Origin of the sequence: Citrobacter sp. TBCP-5362 (genome assembly GCF_005406305.1) — a bacterium.
GTDB lineage: Bacteria > Pseudomonadota > Gammaproteobacteria > Enterobacterales > Enterobacteriaceae > Citrobacter_B > Citrobacter_B koseri.
Map to the genome: position 1 here is coordinate 2,280,453 of NZ_CP040234.1, position 16,378 is coordinate 2,296,830.

At 55.4% G+C, this 16,378-nt stretch carries 14 protein-coding genes; 9 read left to right on the top strand and 5 right to left on the bottom strand.

Going from position 1 to position 16,378, the window contains the following annotated elements:
* Nucleotides 1-56: 56 nt before the first annotated feature.
* Nucleotides 57-725 carry a DUF3313 domain-containing protein gene (locus tag FD428_RS10885; RefSeq protein ID WP_047463635.1) on the top strand — a complete coding sequence of 223 codons (669 nt, stop codon included), beginning with the start codon at nucleotides 57-59 and terminating at the stop codon, nucleotides 723-725.
* Nucleotides 726-757: 32 nt separating this feature from the next.
* On the opposite strand, the gene FD428_RS10890 is transcribed toward FD428_RS10885, so the two are convergent.
* The gene (locus FD428_RS10890) at nucleotides 758-1,666 is read right to left on the bottom strand and encodes a DMT family transporter (protein ID WP_114847890.1); all 909 of its coding nucleotides are present in this window, start codon (nucleotides 1,664-1,666) and stop codon (nucleotides 758-760) included.
* A gap of 193 nt (nucleotides 1,667-1,859) precedes the next feature.
* Between FD428_RS10890 and FD428_RS10895 the strand changes: the two genes are divergently transcribed.
* Nucleotides 1,860-2,735, top strand: a complete 876-nt coding sequence (locus FD428_RS10895) for an AraC family transcriptional regulator (RefSeq protein ID WP_012132344.1) — start codon at nucleotides 1,860-1,862, stop codon at nucleotides 2,733-2,735.
* On the opposite strand, the gene FD428_RS10900 is transcribed toward FD428_RS10895, so the two are convergent.
* The gene (locus tag FD428_RS10900) at nucleotides 2,712-3,878 is read right to left on the bottom strand and encodes a benzoate/H(+) symporter BenE family transporter (RefSeq protein WP_104868640.1); all 1,167 of its coding nucleotides are present in this window, start codon (nucleotides 3,876-3,878) and stop codon (nucleotides 2,712-2,714) included. The two genes, FD428_RS10895 and FD428_RS10900, sit on opposite strands and share 24 nt — an antisense overlap.
* 92 nt (nucleotides 3,879-3,970) lie before the next feature.
* Between FD428_RS10900 and FD428_RS10905 the strand changes: the two genes are divergently transcribed.
* The 6 genes from FD428_RS10905 (at nucleotide 3,971) to patD (ending at nucleotide 10,610) form a co-directional block, all read left to right on the top strand.
* Nucleotides 3,971-4,507, top strand: a complete 537-nt coding sequence (locus FD428_RS10905) for a helix-turn-helix domain-containing protein (protein ID WP_104868641.1) — start codon at nucleotides 3,971-3,973, stop codon at nucleotides 4,505-4,507.
* Between the two features lie 78 nt (nucleotides 4,508-4,585).
* Nucleotides 4,586-6,547 carry a U32 family peptidase gene (locus tag FD428_RS10910; protein ID WP_114847929.1) on the top strand — a complete coding sequence of 654 codons (1,962 nt, stop codon included), beginning with the start codon at nucleotides 4,586-4,588 and terminating at the stop codon, nucleotides 6,545-6,547.
* Between the two features lie 219 nt (nucleotides 6,548-6,766).
* Entirely contained in the window at nucleotides 6,767-6,943 is a 177-nt protein-coding gene (locus FD428_RS10915; protein ID WP_071818852.1) for a type II toxin-antitoxin system HicA family toxin, read from the top strand.
* Between the two features lie 46 nt (nucleotides 6,944-6,989).
* Nucleotides 6,990-7,406, top strand: a complete 417-nt coding sequence (locus FD428_RS10920; RefSeq protein WP_123907537.1) for a type II toxin-antitoxin system HicB family antitoxin — start codon at nucleotides 6,990-6,992, stop codon at nucleotides 7,404-7,406.
* 50 nt (nucleotides 7,407-7,456) lie between these two features.
* On the top strand, nucleotides 7,457-8,866 hold the full coding sequence (locus FD428_RS10925; protein ID WP_114847892.1) for a PLP-dependent aminotransferase family protein: 1,410 nt from the start codon (nucleotides 7,457-7,459) through the stop codon (nucleotides 8,864-8,866).
* Nucleotides 8,867-9,185: 319 nt separating this feature from the next.
* Nucleotides 9,186-10,610: an aminobutyraldehyde dehydrogenase gene (gene patD, locus FD428_RS10930; RefSeq protein ID WP_012132353.1), complete on the top strand. Its 1,425-nt coding sequence runs from the start codon at nucleotides 9,186-9,188 to the stop codon at nucleotides 10,608-10,610.
* Nucleotides 10,611-10,708: 98 nt separating this feature from the next.
* Here the strand turns inward: patD and yncL are convergent, their stop codons facing one another.
* The gene (yncL, locus tag FD428_RS10935) at nucleotides 10,709-10,804 is read right to left on the bottom strand and encodes a stress response membrane protein YncL (RefSeq protein ID WP_071818853.1); all 96 of its coding nucleotides are present in this window, start codon (nucleotides 10,802-10,804) and stop codon (nucleotides 10,709-10,711) included.
* A gap of 191 nt (nucleotides 10,805-10,995) precedes the next feature.
* On the opposite strand from yncL, the gene FD428_RS10940 reads away from it, so the two are divergent.
* Nucleotides 10,996-11,169 carry a GhoT/OrtT family toxin gene (locus tag FD428_RS10940; protein WP_049008504.1) on the top strand — a complete coding sequence of 58 codons (174 nt, stop codon included), beginning with the start codon at nucleotides 10,996-10,998 and terminating at the stop codon, nucleotides 11,167-11,169.
* Nucleotides 11,170-11,234: 65 nt separating this feature from the next.
* Here FD428_RS10940 and FD428_RS10945 read toward each other — a convergent pair whose 3' ends face one another.
* Both FD428_RS10945 and FD428_RS10950 read right to left on the bottom strand, forming a co-directional pair.
* A complete protein-coding gene (locus FD428_RS10945) occupies nucleotides 11,235-13,397 on the bottom strand; it encodes a virulence factor SrfC family protein (RefSeq protein ID WP_114847893.1) in 2,163 nt (720 codons plus the stop codon).
* On the bottom strand, nucleotides 13,394-16,375 hold the full coding sequence (locus FD428_RS10950) for a virulence factor SrfB (protein WP_114847930.1): 2,982 nt from the start codon (nucleotides 16,373-16,375) through the stop codon (nucleotides 13,394-13,396). Before FD428_RS10950 ends, FD428_RS10945 begins: the two co-directional genes overlap by 4 nt.
* Nucleotides 16,376-16,378 lie beyond the last annotated feature (3 nt).

Here is a 16,378-nt window from a genome sequence, read left to right on the forward strand (position 1 = left end):
TTTCCTTTTGCTACTATTCCAATTGCATATCTGCAAAAACAAAAGGGATAGTTTCCATGCGTACTCATACTTTATTTAAAGTTGCAGTGCTTTCTGGCTTATTGGCTTTATCTGGCTGTGCGTCAAAAATCACTCAGCCGGATAAATATTCTGGGTTCTTAAAAGATTATTCAGGGCTGAAAGAAACAACCTCCGCAACGGGAAAACCGGTGCTCCGTTGGGTTGACTCCAGCTTTGATGAATCTAAATATGACAGCATCGTCTGGAACCCGATAACCTACTATCCGGTGCCAAAACCCACGACGCAGGTCGGGCAGCAGGTTCTGGATAAATTACGAAGCTATACCGATACCCAACTGAAAACGGCCATTGAGAAACGTAAACCTCTGGTGACGACCCCGGGGCCGCGTAGCCTGATTTTCCGCGGCGCGATAACCGGCGTTGATACCAGCAAAGAGGGGCTGCAATTCTATGAAGTGGTGCCGGTCGCCCTGGTGGTTGCGGGTACGCAGATGGCGACAGGCCATCGCACAATGGATACGCATCTTTACTTTGAAGGCGAGCTGATTGATGCCGCCACCAATAAACCGGTGGTGAAAGTGGTTCGTCAGGGCGAGGGTAAAGACCTGAGCAACGAAAATACGCCGATGGCGTTTGAAACGTTGAAAGAAGTGATTGATGACATGGCGACTGATGCCACCATGTTTGATGTCGGTAAAAAATAAGTTCACGCGCCATCTTCGGATGGCGCATTTTTTTATGCCGCCCGGCGACGGTAAATTAATTTACTCATTAACGCCTCTGGACGCGTGAACATCACCAGATTGCCAACCAGAATCAGCACTAATCCAACAACGGCATTCATTTGCCAGACGTAACCTTCGTAGAGTGTGGATAGTGTCAGCGCCACCAGAGGAAACAGCAGCGTACTGTAGGCCGCGTTGCCAGGGCCGATGCGTCCCACCAGAGTAAAATACGCGCCAAACGCGATAACAGAACCGAATATTGCCAGATACAGCAGGGCGCCGAGGTAGCTCAACGTCCATTGCGGCGTGAAGTTATCGCCGCGTATACAGGCAATGGCGGCGATCAGCAGCGTGCCGTACAGCATCGCCCAGCTGTTGGTGGTCATGACTTCCAGACCTTTTCTCTGATGGCGCATGCTGATCATATTGCCCAAAGAGAAGCCAAACGTTCCCAGTGCGCTCAGACCAATCCCCAGTAACAGCGAGTGGTTCCAGCCGCTGTTGGCCAGATCCTGCCAGAACAACGTGATAATGCCCGTTAATCCCAGACCGGCAGCGTAATAAAAGCGTAGCGGCGGTTTATGTCCGAAGAACACAAAGCTGTTAACCGCATTGAACAGTACGGCCATTGAGAAAATGACGGACTCCAGCCCCGTGTTGATCCAGGCGGCGGCGCTATAAAAACACCAGAAATTAAAGCAGAAGACGCATCCGCCCTGTAACAGGCAAAACAGGTGGTCGCGCCCGGATAATTTACGTAATTTCCCGCTCGCCAGCAGGATGAGCATCATTAACGCGCTGGCGACGGCAAACCGCCAGAAAATGGACACGGGCGCCGATACCGGGCCTTGTTGCAGATAAATCGCAATCCAGGTGGTTCCCCAAATGACAACCACCAGACAGTATAATAATGCGTTCATAACACTCTCTTCTTTATCTTTATTATCCGAAGAAGGAATGTGACATGTAAAAAATGCGCGCGCTTGCACCGGTTTGCGGATGACTTGCAAAATCTTGCGCTTTTTTGCCGCTGTCTGAGCGGTGAGGGCTGGAAACGGGTCGTGGCTGTTATAGACTGAGATTCTACTTATTACTGCTTTGTGATGTGATGGTATGTCTCAGTCTTATGATGCCTTTGAAAATTTACGCAAACATAATGCCGTGCTGCATGACTCGGTTGCGTTGCATTCGGGTGTCCAGCTGGCGGCATGGTCAAATAAACGTGACAACATTACGCAATATTGCGATCACCATACTCTCAGCCTGTATGTCGCTGACGGCTACGAGAGCTACCACAAAACGCCGGGCGGCTGGAAGAATGGCGGGGGGCCGGATCGCTTCTGTCTGATGCCAAAAGAGAGTGAGTCCGTCTGGGATATTCGCGACGACCTGTCGTTTGTCCATCTCTACTGTACAGATGCCCATCTGCGGGATGTTGGGGAAAAGGTCTGGGATAAAAGCCCGTACAGCTTTACCCTGGATGAGCGCACCTTTGGTAACGATCCGGGAATAACGGCGGTTTATCGCCAGTTCCTGCTGGGAAATGACTGGCAGCAACCGGCGAATCATATGACGCTCAGCGCCGCCTCGTCACTGCTGTTGACGCATCTGGTGCAGCATTACAGTAACGTGCAGTGGCGTCTCCCGACGGTTACTGGCGGATTGGCGCCCGCCACGCTGCGCAATGTGCTGGCGTACATTGAAGCGCATCTTGCTGAGCCGCTGACGCTAAGCGATCTGGCGCGCGAGGCGGCATTGAGCGAATTTCATTTCGCCAGAATGTTTCGCCAGTCGATGAACATGGCGCCACACCAGTACGTGATGCAGCGGCGTATGGCGCTGGCGCAGCAATGGGTCTGTCATTCAACCCGTTCGCTGTCAGAGATCGCGATGGCCTGCGGATTCAGTTCGGCGAGCCATTTCAGCAATCGCTTTAAGCAGGTGACCGGTAAGACGCCGTCGCAGTTACGCGCGGCGAGCAAACGATAGCACCCCGTAGCAGACGCCTCCGACTACCAGTCCCCAAAACGCAGAGCCAATGCCCAGCAGCGTCAGCCCGCTTGCGGTGACGAGAAAGGTCACGATAGCGGCATCACGCTCCGTTTCATTAAGCAATGCCTGGTACAGACTACCGCTGATTGTTCCCAGCAGCGCCAGCCCGGCCAGCATCTGAATCCAGCTTACGGGCAGGGCGGCCATCAGAGCGGTAACGGAACCGCCAAACAATCCCGCCAGCAGATAGAACCCACCTGCGACAGCCGCAGCCAGCCAGCGACGCCCGGCGTCCGGGTGCGCTTCGGGACTCTGGCAAATGGCGGCGGTAATAGCGGCAATGCATATGGAGTAGACGCCAAAGGGAGATAAAACCAGCGCCAGCAGCCCTGTAAATACGATCAGCGGCGAAACCGGAAGGGAGTAACCGGAGGCTTTCATCGTGGCGATACCGGGCGCGTTTTGTGACGCCATTGTCACCAGAAACAGTGGAATGGCGACGCCGAGGCTATGAGCAAGCGAAAAATGGGGCGCGATAAACACCGGTAACACCGGGGAGAGGGTTATGCCATGCGTGACAATGTCACCTTTCTTGCCCGCAACCAGAATACCGACAACCATTGCGGCGATAACAGCATAGCGCGGCGCCAGCACTTTCAGCGCTAACCACGCCAGCAGCATACTGCCGCACAGAAACAGCTCGCCATCCAGATGACCGAACGCCTGCAAACCAAAACGCAATAAAATACCGGCCAGCATCGCGGCGGCAAGAGAATGCGGAATCACCTGCATTAAGCGGGCAAACAACCCGGTTACGCCGCACAGAACGATTAACGCATTTGCGACAATAAATACGCCGATGGCCTCCGCAAGCGTGAGCCCCTGCAAGCCGGTAACCAGTAACGCGGCGCCGGGCGTTGACCATGCCGTCAGTACCGGAGCACGATACCATAGGGTTAACGCCAGCGTACTGACGCCCATCGCGATGCCAAGCGCCGTCATCCATCCGGCAATTTGTCCGGTTGATGCGCCGGCGGCAATCGCGGCTTGCCAGATGATTGCCGCTGAGCTTGCATAGCCGACCAGGACCGCAACGAAACCAGACAACACGGTTGGCAGAGGAAGTGAAAATGACCGCATGATTGCCCCTTGTGCGTTATAACGGTCACAAACTGTAGCATTGTGCGCTATAGCGCACAAGTGATAGACTGCGGCTTTACCGGAGGAGAAAAATGGACAACCTGACCCATTATCTGGCGACGACGCTGAAGGCGCTGCGCCAACAGCGAGAATGGAGTCTGTCGCGTCTGGCGGAAGCGACAGGGGTTTCAAAAGCAATGCTCGGCCAGATAGAGCGCAACGAATCCAGCCCGACGGTATCCACATTATGGAAGATTGCCACCGGTTTGAATGTCCCGTTTTCAACGTTTATCTCCCCGCCGGAAGCGGAGGATCTCCCGACCTTCGACCCGCAGCAACAGGCAATGGTGATCACGCCGCTGTTTCCGTGGGACCCGCAGCTCCGTTTTGACCATTTTTCAATATTGATGGCCCCGGGCGCGCTTAGCGAATCGACGCCGCATGAGACAGGCGTCATCGAACATGTGGTGGTGATTCAGGGAACGCTGGATATGTGTATTGCCGGGGAATGGCGCACGCTCAAATCCGGCGAAGGCGTGCGTTTTGCGGGCGATGCCGCCCATGCGTATCGTAATAGCAGCGACCAGACGGTTCACTTTCACTCCTTGATCCATTACCCACATAGTTAGACGGGAAAAGTATTCCGAAACGTCGCGCTTCTGACTACAATAGCCGCCATTTTGCTGTTATTGGATGATATTAACCGTATGCGCCAGCAACCTCATCACCTTGAACTGTTAAGTCCGGCACGCGATACCGTCATTGCTCGTGAAGCGATCTTACATGGCGCCGATGCTGTTTACATCGGCGGGCCGGGCTTCGGCGCGCGGCATAATGCCAGTAACAGCCTGAAAGATATCGCGGAACTGGTGCCTTTTGCGCATCGCTATGGCGCGAAGATCTTTGTGACGTTAAACACCATTCTGCATGATGATGAGCTTGAGCCCGCGCAACGGCTGATTACCGATCTGTACCAGACCGGCGTCGATGCGCTGATTGTGCAGGATATGGGCATCCTGGAACTGGACATCCCTCCCATTGAACTGCATGCCAGTACGCAGTGTGATATCCGCAGCGTTGAAAAGGCGAAATTCCTTGCCGACGTCGGTTTCACCCAGATTGTGCTGGCGCGCGAACTGAGTCTGAGCCAGATCCAGTCGATTCATCAGGCCACCGACGCCACTATTGAGTTTTTCATCCACGGCGCGCTGTGCGTGGCTTATTCCGGGCAGTGCTATATCTCTCATGCGCAGACCGGTCGCAGCGCTAACCGTGGCGACTGTTCCCAGGCCTGTCGCCTGCCGTACACCTTAAAAGACGATCAGGGGCGGGTGGTCTCGTACGAAAAACACCTGTTGTCGATGAAAGATAATGACCAGACGGCCAATCTGGGCGCGTTGATCGATGCCGGCGTGCGTTCCTTCAAAATTGAAGGACGCTACAAAGACATGAGCTATGTGAAGAACATCACGGCGCACTATCGCCAGATGCTGGATGCGATTATCGAGGAGCGTGGCGACCTGGCGCGGGCTTCCGCCGGTCGTACTGAGCACTTTTTTATTCCTTCTACGGATAAAACCTTCCATCGCGGCAGTACCGACTATTTTGTTAACGCCCGTAAAGGGGATATCGGCGCGTTCGATTCGCCAAAATTTATCGGTTTGCCGGTAGGCGAAGTCGTCAAAGTGGCAAAAGATCACCTGGACGTTGAGGTGACGGAACCGTTATCCAACGGCGATGGCCTGAATGTGCTGATCAAACGTGAAGTGGTGGGGTTTCGCGCCAATACGGTGGAGAAGACGGGGCAGAACCGTTATCGCGTCTGGCCAAATGAAATGCCGTCCGACCTGCATAAAGTGCGCCCGCATCATCCGCTGAACCGTAATCTCGACCACAACTGGCAGCAGGCGTTAACCAAAACCTCCAGCGAACGCCGGGTGGCGGTGGATATCGCGTTAGGCGGCTGGCAGGAACAGCTAATTCTGACGCTGACCAGCGAAGAGGGCGTGAGCGTCACCCATACGCTGGAGGGTCAGTTTGACGAGGCGAACAACGCCGAAAAAGCGTTGAACAACCTGAAAGAAGGCGTGGCGAAGCTGGGACAGACGATGTACTACGCGCGTAATGTCGAGGTGAATCTCCCCGGCGCACTGTTCGTGCCGAACAGTTTACTCAACCAGTTCCGTCGCGAAGCGGCAGAAATGCTGGATGCGGCGCGTCTGGCAAACTATCAACGCGGCAGCCGTAAGCCGGTGGCGCAACCAGCCCCGGTCTACCCGGAAACGCATTTGAGCTTCCTGGCTAACGTCTACAATCACAAAGCGCGCGCGTTTTATCATCGCTACGGCGTCCAACTGATCGACGCGGCGTATGAGGCGCACCAGGAGAAGGGCGATGTACCGGTGATGATCACCAAACATTGTTTGCGCTTTGCCTTTAACCTGTGCCCGAAACAGGCGAAAGGGAATATCAAAAGCTGGAAAGCAACGCCGATGCAACTGGTACACGGCGACGAAGTATTGACGCTGAAGTTTGATTGCCGTCCGTGCGAAATGCACGTTATCGGCAAGATCAAAAATCATATTCTGAAAATGCCCTTGCCCGGTAGCATTGTCGCCTCCGTAAGCCCGGAAGATCTGATGAAAACGCTGCCAAAACGTAAAAGCTAAGTCAGCGGCTGGCCGGGAACGCTGAGCGTCACCCGGCCACGCCTGATGTACCTCAAAACCCCTCACCATAGTTAACCTTCCCGCAAAACTGGAACCGGCTTTCCGGTTTTTGAGTGTTAATCAGCCAAAAGCCATTTCGGGGTGTATAACATTCAAAAAAAGAGAAAAGGTAAACAAAAATGTTTACCTTATGGTTATAATACATGGCAGGGAGGCGCGGTGAAGCAGAGCGAGTTCAGACGCTGGCTTGAATCTCAGGGAGTCGATGTAACAAATGGAACGAATCATTTGAAGTTGAGATATCACGACAAACGAAGCGTCATGCCCAGACATCCTGGTGATGAAATTAAAGACACCCTGCGTAAAGCAATACTAAAGCAGCTTGGTTTGAATTAATCATCAGATATATAAGGTTGATCACATGAGAGCGTTACCAGAAACTATGCGTTATCCCGTCAATCTCATTCCCGCAGAAGAAGGGGGTTACGTTGTGTCGTTCCCGGACATTCCAGAGGCGTTAACACAAGGTGACACCCGCCATGAGTCTCTCGAAGCCGCGCAGGGCGCATTAGTCACCGCCTTTGAATTTTATTTTGAAGATAACCAGCCAATTCCTTTACCTTCAATGGTTGATGAAGCTGATGATTATGTGGAGATTCCTCTAAGCATTGCGTCTAAAGTCCTTTTGTTGAATGCGTTCCTTGAATCAAAAATCACGCAGCAGGAGCTGGCGAGGCGCATTGGCAGACCCAAGCAGGAAATTACCCGACTATTCGACTTGAAACACGCAACGAAAATCGATGCTGTACAGAATGCGGCCAGAGCATTGGGTAAAGAGTTATCGCTGACTATGCTTTAGCTTTTCCGGTTGTTCCAGCAGGCTTACATATTATGTGAAATAAAAAAACGATGAAGAAATATCAGCGACTGGCGGAACAAATTTGCGATCAAATCGCCTCCGGCGTGTGGCAGCCTGGCGATCGATTACCCTCCTTGCGTGAGCAGGTGGTCAGCAGCGGCATGAGTTTTATGACCGTAGGACACGCGTATCAGTTGCTGGAAAGCCAGGGGCGCATTATTGCGCGTCCGCAGTCGGGTTATTACGTGGCGGCGCGCCCGGTGCGCCAGCCTGCGATGCCGCCCGTGCAGGTAATGCGCGATGAATCCGTTGATATTAATACCTATATTTTCGAAATGTTGCAGGCCAGCCGGGATGCGTCGGTGATGCCGTTCGCCTCAGCCTTTCCAGACCCGCGTCTGTTTCCGTTGCAGCAGCTTAACCGTTCCCTGGCGCAGGTCAGTAAAACCGCCACGGCCATGAGCGTGATTGAGAACCTGCCGCCGGGGAACAGCGAGCTGCGCCATGCCATCGCCCGACGCTATGCGCAGCAGGGAATTACCGTCTCTCCTGATGAAATCGTCATTACCGCCGGGGCGCTGGAAGCCCTGAACCTCAGCCTTCAGGCGGTTACCGAACCGGGCGACTGGGTTATTGTGGAGAATCCCTGCTTTTATGGCGCGTTACAGGCGCTGGAGCGACTCCGCCTGAAAGCGCTTTCTGTCGCCACGGATGTAAAAGAGGGGATCGATTTAGCGGCGCTGGAACAGGCATTACAGGAGTATCCGGTGAAGGCGTGCTGGCTGATGACCAATAGCCAAAACCCGCTCGGCTTCACCCTTAGCCCGGAGAAAAAAGCGCGGCTGGTCGCGTTACTGGATCAGTACAACATCGTGCTGATTGAAGATGACGTGTACAGCGAGCTCTATTTTGGCCGCGACAAACCGCTGCCTGCCAAAGCCTGGGATCGCCACGACAAAATATTGCATTGTTCGTCATTCTCGAAATGTCTGGTTCCCGGTTTTCGTATCGGTTGGGTTGCAGCGGGAAAGTACGCCAGACAAATTCAGCGGCTACAGCTGATGAGTACGCTATCCACCAGTTCACCAATGCAGCTTGCTCTGGTCGATTACCTTTCGACACGCCGCTATGACGCGCATTTGCGTCGTCTGCGCCGCCAGTTGGCGGAGCGAAAACAGCAGGCCTGGCAAACGCTGCTGCGCCATCTGCCCGCTGAGGTGAAGATTCACCACAATGACAGCGGCTATTTTCTCTGGCTGGAACTGCCCGAATCTCTTGATGCCGGGGAACTCAGTGCGCAGGCTCTGGCGCATCAGATCAGTATCGCCCCTGGTAAAATGTTTTCGACCTCTGATACCTGGTCGCATTTTTTCCGGTTTAATACCGCATGGGGGTGGGGAGAAAGAGAGGAGCAGGCGGTATCTCAACTGGGGAAACTTATTCGCGATATGCTGAAATAAAATACGCGTTGCCATCTTTTGGTTTTAGCCAAAATAGAGAAAGCGTATCGATTATCAGGGCAGAACGTTATTTATCGCTGACTCGCCATAGGAAATATCAATACCCCCCGTCTTTTCCATCCTCAGCCTAACTCCTTGTCTATACTCCGAAAGATGGAACATGCGCGCCGCGTGGAGCAGCGTAATGCGTGTCAGCTCACAACCTGATTAAATTTCCTTATCCCAACAGGTGCGCGGCAGACGCGCCGACTATTTTTAGGAAAGGACATATATTTACGGCAAGGCTGCCGCTCAATATTTTGCGACAGGAGTAAGATGTATGCCACATCAATTACTGATTAACGGCGAGCTGGTCAGCGGTGAAGGTGAAAAACAGCCCGTCTACAACCCGGCGACGGGCGAGGTGATTCTGGAGATTGCAGAGGCGTCGCCCGCACAGGTAGACGCCGCCGTTCGCGCCGCAGACCGGGCGTTCGCGGAATGGGGGCAAACCACGCCAAAAGCCAGAGCGGAGCTGCTGCTAACGCTGGCGGACGTGATTGAGGAAAATGCGCAGACATTCGCCGAACTGGAGTCGCAAAACTGCGGGAAGCCGCTGCATTGCGCGCTCAATGATGAGATCCCGGCGATTGTCGATGTATTTCGCTTCTTTGCCGGCGCCGCACGCTGTCTGAACGGCCTGGCGGCGGGGGAGTATCTGGAAGGGCATACCTCGATGATCCGCCGCGATCCGGTTGGGGTCGTCGCCTCGATCGCGCCGTGGAACTATCCGCTGATGATGGCGGCCTGGAAACTGGCGCCAGCGCTGGCAGCGGGTAACTGCGTGGTGATAAAACCGTCTGAAATCACGCCGCTGACGGCATTGAAGCTGGCGGAGTTTGCGAAGGATATTTTCCCGCCAGGCGTGCTTAACGTGCTGTTCGGGCGGGGCAAGACGGTCGGCGATCCGCTCACCGGGCATGAAAAAGTACGGATGGTCTCCCTGACCGGCTCGATTGCGACGGGCGAGCACATTATTCAACATACCGCGCCCTCCATTAAGCGCACGCACATGGAATTAGGCGGTAAGGCTCCGGTGATTGTCTTTGATGATGCCGATCTGGATGCCGTTGTCGAAGGTGTGCGAACGTTCGGTTTCTACAATGCCGGGCAGGATTGTACGGCGGCCTGTCGTATCTATGCGCAAAAAGGGATCTATGACGCGCTGGTTGAGAAACTCGGCGCGGCGGTCGCCAGCCTGAAAACCGGTTCGCCAAACGACGAATCGACTGAGCTTGGGCCGCTCAGCTCGCAGGCGCACCTTGAGCGAGTGACAAAAGCGGTGGAAGAGGCGAAAGCGCTCGGACATATCAACGTGGTGACCGGCGGCCAGAAACTGGACGGCGCAGGATACTATTTTGCGCCAACGCTGCTGGCTGGCGCAAAACAGGAGGACGCCATCGTGCAGCGAGAAGTGTTCGGCCCGGTTGTCAGCATGACGGTGTTTGATGATGAAGAGCAGGTGCTGGCGTGGGCAAATGATACTCAGTACGGGCTGGCATCATCCGTCTGGACGAAAGATGTGGGTCGGGCGCACCGCCTGAGCGCACGATTGCAATATGGCTGCACCTGGGTTAATACGCATTTCATGCTGGTGAGCGAGATGCCGCACGGTGGGCAAAAACGCTCGGGCTACGGCAAGGATATGTCACTTTATGGGCTGGAAGACTATACGGTTATCCGCCACATAATGGTTAAACATTAAGGATAATTTACCGTTCCGGCGCGGCATGGGAAGATCGTAAATCGATGGCAGAGAGAAGGAACGCTCTCTGCCAGTATGCGCAGCAAGCACTCAGTACATCAGGCAAACCAGCCGAATCTCAATGAGATAAGGCCAAAAAGTCCAATAGCAGCAAAGACATTTATCAGCACCACGGTTTTACTGGAAACATTCATTTTTGCCACCTTTCGTTATGACCCCTTTGTGTATAGTACGGGTTCAGGCAATCCGCAATAAGACAAAATATGAACATGGTGAATGGTGCCGCTATTTCAGCGTTTTGCTGAATAGTACGGATAAAACTTGATGTACGTCAAAAAAAAGAGCATATTGCGCGCGTTTTTCCCCTCTGGTTCGGATGCCCGAAATGTCGCTCTACCAAAAAATGTTGGTTTTTTACGCAGTGATGGCGGCGATTGCCTGCCTGATTACCTGGTTTCTTTCCCACGATAAAAAACGTATCCGCTTTCTGAGCGCCATTCTCGTGGGCGCAACCTGGCCGATGAGTCTGCCCGTCGCATTGTTATTTTCGTTGTTTTGATGAGATGAAGATGGCCGGATGGCGGCGCGAGCGCCTTATCCGGCTTACGATGTTGCATAGCGCCATCAGGCATTGAGCAGCGCCATCAGCCGTTTTTTGTCGGCGTCGGACACATCCTGCGGATGCTGATACCCCTTATTTTCATTTGCCCGGGTATAGAGCGCGACCAGCCAGTCATACACATAGCGACTGGCGGCATGTACCGGCTGTTCATCCAGTTGGGTGAGCCGGGCCATTGGTTGCAGGCGAGGCGCGCTGAAGATCGCCGATCCTTTCTGGAACCGGCTGGCGGGTCGGGCGTCCTCCGCCACATTTTCGTAGCCAAGCCAGGCGATAAAGTTACCGATCCCTGCATGCAGCTGCGCGCCGCAAACCTCTTCACGCTGCATAATCTGCTGTAACTGCTGAGGCACGTTAAGCCGATAGCTGGCGGTAATCAGAATATCCACGACCAGCCTGAGCGTATGCGACTCCAGACCTAAACGACGGGCGTTGCTCTCATTTCGGCTCCACTGGCGCACATGGTTAATCCACATTTTGTGGGCCAGATACCCTGTCTCTTTGTTTTCTGCCGGGCGGGGAGCGTCTGGCTCATCCGCAAACAGATCGATCTCTTCATTAAACAGGCCGCTGACCTGCTCCTCGCGCGGCTGCTGGATACGCAAAAGCGACTCAAAATGGTGTATCGGCGGCAGAAGCCCGTCGAGCAACTCGCCATGCCGGGCGGCTTGCCCCTGAAGCTGGCGAATAACGGATTCCGTCGCCATACTGCCGCTGTCTTTTGGGGTGATATGGCTCAACAGCAGGTCATGAAGCCGTTGTTGATGCTGCTCACACAGGGAGGCCAGCCGCGCCTGGCGCTGTAACGGCGACGTCGCCTGTGACAGCCATTCCACCAGACGCTGCAAGCTGTGTTTATCCAGCGCCTGAAGCGTGCCCCAGTGAAGGCCGGGTTTCCCCATTAACTGCTGCACGGCTTCATCAAGATTCTGCTGCGTTGTGAAACGCGCATCCTGCGGCGTAATGGCCCAGACCACGCCCGGTAGCGCGGCGTCGCGCAGCGGTTGTGTATCGTTCACCCAGCCCAGCAGCGTGCGGGCGGCAGCGGGCGTCTGCGATCGGGCGGAGGTGGCATTGCAAATGACCAGCACATCGGGCTGCAAATGTTGGCGATAATGTTCCAGCATCCAGCCGAGTTTTGCCCGCCAGAGTGGATGCGGGTGCGCATCCGGCGCCAGCGGAATATCCAGCAGATCGACATTATCCAGCGCCGTGTTTTCAACGCTAAGCACCAGTTCACGCGTCAGCAAAGCCAGTGAATCCAGAGAGAGGCTCACCGCATTGAGTAACTGATGGTGCTCAACAGGATGTACAACGACGTCGCTCTGCGCGTCGTTGCCGGATAACGCGCCCTGGGTCAGAAAACTTTCTGCCGGAAGGCCGAAATGATCGACCAGCAGACTCAACGGCGCCGCTAACTCCTGCGCATGGCCGGTCTGTTGCAGCGTACGCGCCAGCGTTAGCCACTGTTGCGTTAACTCAGGCTGTTCGCCCCAGAGTAATGCCCAGGCGCTGGCGCGGGTCGTCAGATCCACCGAGGGCAGCAGGGAGGCGAACTGATGCCAGAGCGCATCGTCGATTTGCTGTTGCCCGACAGGAACGCAGGTGCGCCAGAAACGGGCAATGGCGGCGACGTCCTCTGCGGTCACGCCCTGAACCGGCTGACGCTGACGCAGCGCCTGCCACTTTTCTAACCGCGTCTCAATAATGGATTTTTCGACCTGCCGGTTATCGGGCGAGGCGCTGGCCCAGGTGATAAACAGTTGTACCAGTTCAGCTTCACTGATGAGCCGCAGACGTAGCGGCCATTCGCTATCAACCGCCGCGCTTTCATCCTGCGTAAAACGGATCGCCATATTGGCTGGCGCATGGCCTGGGTTGATATGGGTAAAATAGTCAAAGCAGCGATCCGGCGTGGCGATGTTCAGTTTTCCCTCGCCGTTACCGCACAGCGCGCCAAGCAGATGCGCTTTTGAGGATTGTGAATGGCCATACAGACCGATGCTGCCTCTTGCCTGTTGCGCGGCATTCAGCGCCGATTCACCGGCGGCGGCGAGTGTGAGCTGCGCCAGCAGGGCGTCCGCTTCATCATCCAGGCGTACTGCGTGCTGACGTGTATGGTTAACCCACTCAATGGCGGCCTGTGTGGTGTTCAACGTCTTGCTCATTTCAGGTACACGCTCCCGCTGTCGATCCAGTAGTGGCTGCCGCTATGACGACGGTCGGCCAGGGTATTCAGTTTTAAGGTCAGGGCATTCGCGGCGACGGGCGTTCCATCCTGTAGCCAGGCGTCACTCAGCACAAACGATTCCGGCCCCGTCTCTTTGTTCCCGCCGCGCAGTTGCAGCCGGACATTAAGAACGCCATCGCCGGCGATGGTTTTCGCCAGCTCTGCTGAGTTAATGCTCAGGGTATAGAGTGGGGTCGCGGGCCAGCGGCTGTTCGCCAGTTGGCGGAAACCGAGCGTCACATTGCCGCGAAGCGGGAAGTGCAGACGAGTATCCAGCTTCGCGCCGGGTTTATCGAGATCGATCTCCTGATACCAGACGTTTTCATCGCGCAAGGTATTGACCGTGTTATCCAGAACGCCGAGATAGCGTACGGTGGAATAGGCGCCGATATCGGCGGCTTTAAAGTTAAAGCGCGGCAGCCGTAAATCCAGCGCCAGGCTGCACAGCATCGCCCCCACGGCGGCGGTTGATTTCGGGTTGCCAATCCGCCCCTGTTGGCTGAAGGGATACCATTCATGGACGCGATACTTGTCCATCCAGACGATGCGGTTAACGGGAACCGGCTGTAAATGGCGGATCAGCGCCTGCACGCCGGGCAGGCAGGTTGGTCTGCCCGTCACCAGCAGAATGTCGCAGCGGTAATGAGAAATCGCTTCGCAAACGGCATGCAGCGGCGAGGTCAGGGTAAACTGACCGGCCAGTAGTGCTTCCTGTAAGTGGCTGAACTGCACCTGCAACGGTACGCTCAGCAGATCGAACGTCGGCGAGCCTGAAGGCAGCGCATGGTCGATCGCCTGCTGGATGTAATTCATCACGTTGCGCGTAGGGCGTTGAGTCAGCAATTCGCCGAAGGTCGCGTGTAGACCCGCCAGCGAATCGTTAACATCGCTCTGTTCCCAGGCGGCCAGTACGGCGTGCCCCAGCGGCATAAACAGCTGTAACGCCGTTTGTTGACGCAAAATCGCCTGCGTATCAATGCGGCCTGAATCTCCAAACAGCGTTGCCAGCAGGGCGGCGGCATCCGTCACGCCGGCCTGCTGTAAGCGGGTTTGCAGCGCAGGCAATATGCATTTCTGGATGACGTCCAGCAGCATGTCATCGCCCGCAACTTTAAACCCTTCACGGAACAGTAAGTGCGGGGTGATCTTGACGTTCGCGCCGACGCCGTCATCAAGCTGGTAGTGGACGACCGCCATATCCGTCGTGCCGCCGCCAATGTCGATAGACGCCACGCGTAGCGCCCGACCTTTGGTTTCGCCCGGTTCCGGCAAACGGTCCGGGCGAGCCAGGGCGTTGAAGAACGTCTCCGTGCGCCCGGCGTAATGGGAAATCGCTTCGTTATACAGCCATACCAGCTGTCCGCAGCTGGCTTCGTCCCATTCCATCTGAATGTCCGGCACCGGAACAACGCTCTTTTCCTGCTGTTTACGGGAGGAAAAATCCTCATCCTGCGGATGCCAGCCCATCGCTTTCCATACCAGTGCGATGGCTTCGAACATACGCTGGCGGAAAATTTCGCGTTCCTGTTTCGGCATTGCCGATGGCAGGGTCAGAATCAGCGTGCGCAACTGACGCGGCGACGCCGGAAAACCGAGGCGTAACCGCGTCGCCACGCTGTTCATTTGCCCCAGCGCCTGCGACAGAATTTCGCACAGCATGTGCGTCATCAGCGTGCTGCGGCTGTACTGCGGCGAAAAGACCGGCAACCGGTCATCGGGCGGCAGGCTGAATAACGGTTGTCCGTCGTCATTCATCAGATTCATCAGCGGGAAGGCGGTGGCGAGCGGTTCTCGCTGCGTTTTGCTGTTCATCTGGCTGAAGCGCCAGTCCTGTAAAACCGGGGTTTCGTCCCACAAATAACGACGCGGGCTGGAGATCCCGCTGCTGCCTTCCGTTCCCAGACGCTGCATAGCCAGTTTACGGGCTTCGTCGCCCACGCGCACAATCGATGGCCAGATAAAGGCGTCGTCACGGCCGCTTTCAACCGAAAAATGCTGTTTGCCGAAACGCGCTTCGGAGAACTCCAGTCGGCTGGTGAACAGCGGATCGTTAAGACATTGCGGCTCACTTAAGGAGCGTACCTGTAATTCCGCCGTCTGGCGTAAACCGTCATTGGCGTCGCCGTGATCTTCAATCAACACGCCGCAGGTATGGGTATTACCGACGTCCAGAATCAGATCTACCGGAATCGCAGGCGTGCTGAGCGTGTGGGTGACCAGCTTCACTTCTGGTACGGAAAGCTGTTCCCCCAGTAACGTCATCAGATTCAACCAGTGCGCCTGGTACTCAAAGTTACGCAGCGCCTGCTGAATCTCCTGCTCAGAGCGGTTCTCCTCCTGGGTGACGTGGTGAAGGAAGGATTCGCGCAGCCAGCCGTCAATCCACGTCTGGTCAAGAAAATCGGCAATTTCATCATCGCGCCAGGCCAGCGCGAACCGCGTGCCATTGAGCAGGTCGTTTTCGTTAGGCGCCAGCGCCGCCGGCGCGTTCTCGCTTAACTGGCTGTCCAGCGCCACGGTAATGCGGTGCGTATGACCCGCACTGTCGGGTTCAGGCAGCTTACGCACCTGTACGCGCGCCCAGTTGTCGGGGCCTTCCACAAACGTACGGGGAGGGTTAAAGCGCAGGAAAGGGAGCGGCAACCAGACGCCATCCAGCACATCCAGCGAATAGTGCAACATCTGGGTGCTTTCCGGTTTGACCACTTCAGGTTGCCCCCCCGTGCGCCCCGGTACCGTATAGCGCCCGTTGGTCAGATCAAAGTCGAGCCGGAGCAGGGGGCCGTTCGCCGTTTTACGCACGAAACGACCAAGATGGGCAGACTCCTGCGGCGTCAGGCCGAAGTCGAGGAATTGTACGCCGCTGTTTGCGATGAGCGTTACGCTCTGTTTGTAATCACACAGATTCACCAACATAAA

What these genes read in the sequence shown, in the direction of transcription:
- FD428_RS10885 (WP_047463635.1), top strand. Translation starts at nt 57, where the DNA reads ATGCGTACTCATACTTTATTTAAAGTTGCAGTGCTTTCTGGCTTATTG.
- FD428_RS10890 (WP_114847890.1), bottom strand. Translation starts at nt 1,666, where the DNA reads ATGAACGCATTATTATACTGTCTGGTGGTTGTCATTTGGGGAACCACC.
- FD428_RS10895 (WP_012132344.1), top strand. Translation starts at nt 1,860, where the DNA reads ATGTCTCAGTCTTATGATGCCTTTGAAAATTTACGCAAACATAATGCC.
- FD428_RS10900 (WP_104868640.1), bottom strand. Translation starts at nt 3,878, where the DNA reads ATGCGGTCATTTTCACTTCCTCTGCCAACCGTGTTGTCTGGTTTCGTT.
- FD428_RS10905 (WP_104868641.1), top strand. Translation starts at nt 3,971, where the DNA reads ATGGACAACCTGACCCATTATCTGGCGACGACGCTGAAGGCGCTGCGC.
- FD428_RS10910 (WP_114847929.1), top strand. Translation starts at nt 4,586, where the DNA reads ATGCGCCAGCAACCTCATCACCTTGAACTGTTAAGTCCGGCACGCGAT.
- FD428_RS10920 (WP_123907537.1), top strand. Translation starts at nt 6,990, where the DNA reads ATGCGTTATCCCGTCAATCTCATTCCCGCAGAAGAAGGGGGTTACGTT.
- FD428_RS10925 (WP_114847892.1), top strand. Translation starts at nt 7,457, where the DNA reads ATGAAGAAATATCAGCGACTGGCGGAACAAATTTGCGATCAAATCGCC.
- patD (WP_012132353.1), top strand. Translation starts at nt 9,186, where the DNA reads ATGCCACATCAATTACTGATTAACGGCGAGCTGGTCAGCGGTGAAGGT.
- yncL (WP_071818853.1), bottom strand. Translation starts at nt 10,804, where the DNA reads ATGAATGTTTCCAGTAAAACCGTGGTGCTGATAAATGTCTTTGCTGCT.
- FD428_RS10940 (WP_049008504.1), top strand. Translation starts at nt 10,996, where the DNA reads ATGTCGCTCTACCAAAAAATGTTGGTTTTTTACGCAGTGATGGCGGCG.
- FD428_RS10945 (WP_114847893.1), bottom strand. Translation starts at nt 13,397, where the DNA reads ATGAGCAAGACGTTGAACACCACACAGGCCGCCATTGAGTGGGTTAAC.
- FD428_RS10950 (WP_114847930.1), bottom strand. Translation starts at nt 16,375, where the DNA reads ATGTTGGTGAATCTGTGTGATTACAAACAGAGCGTAACGCTCATCGCA.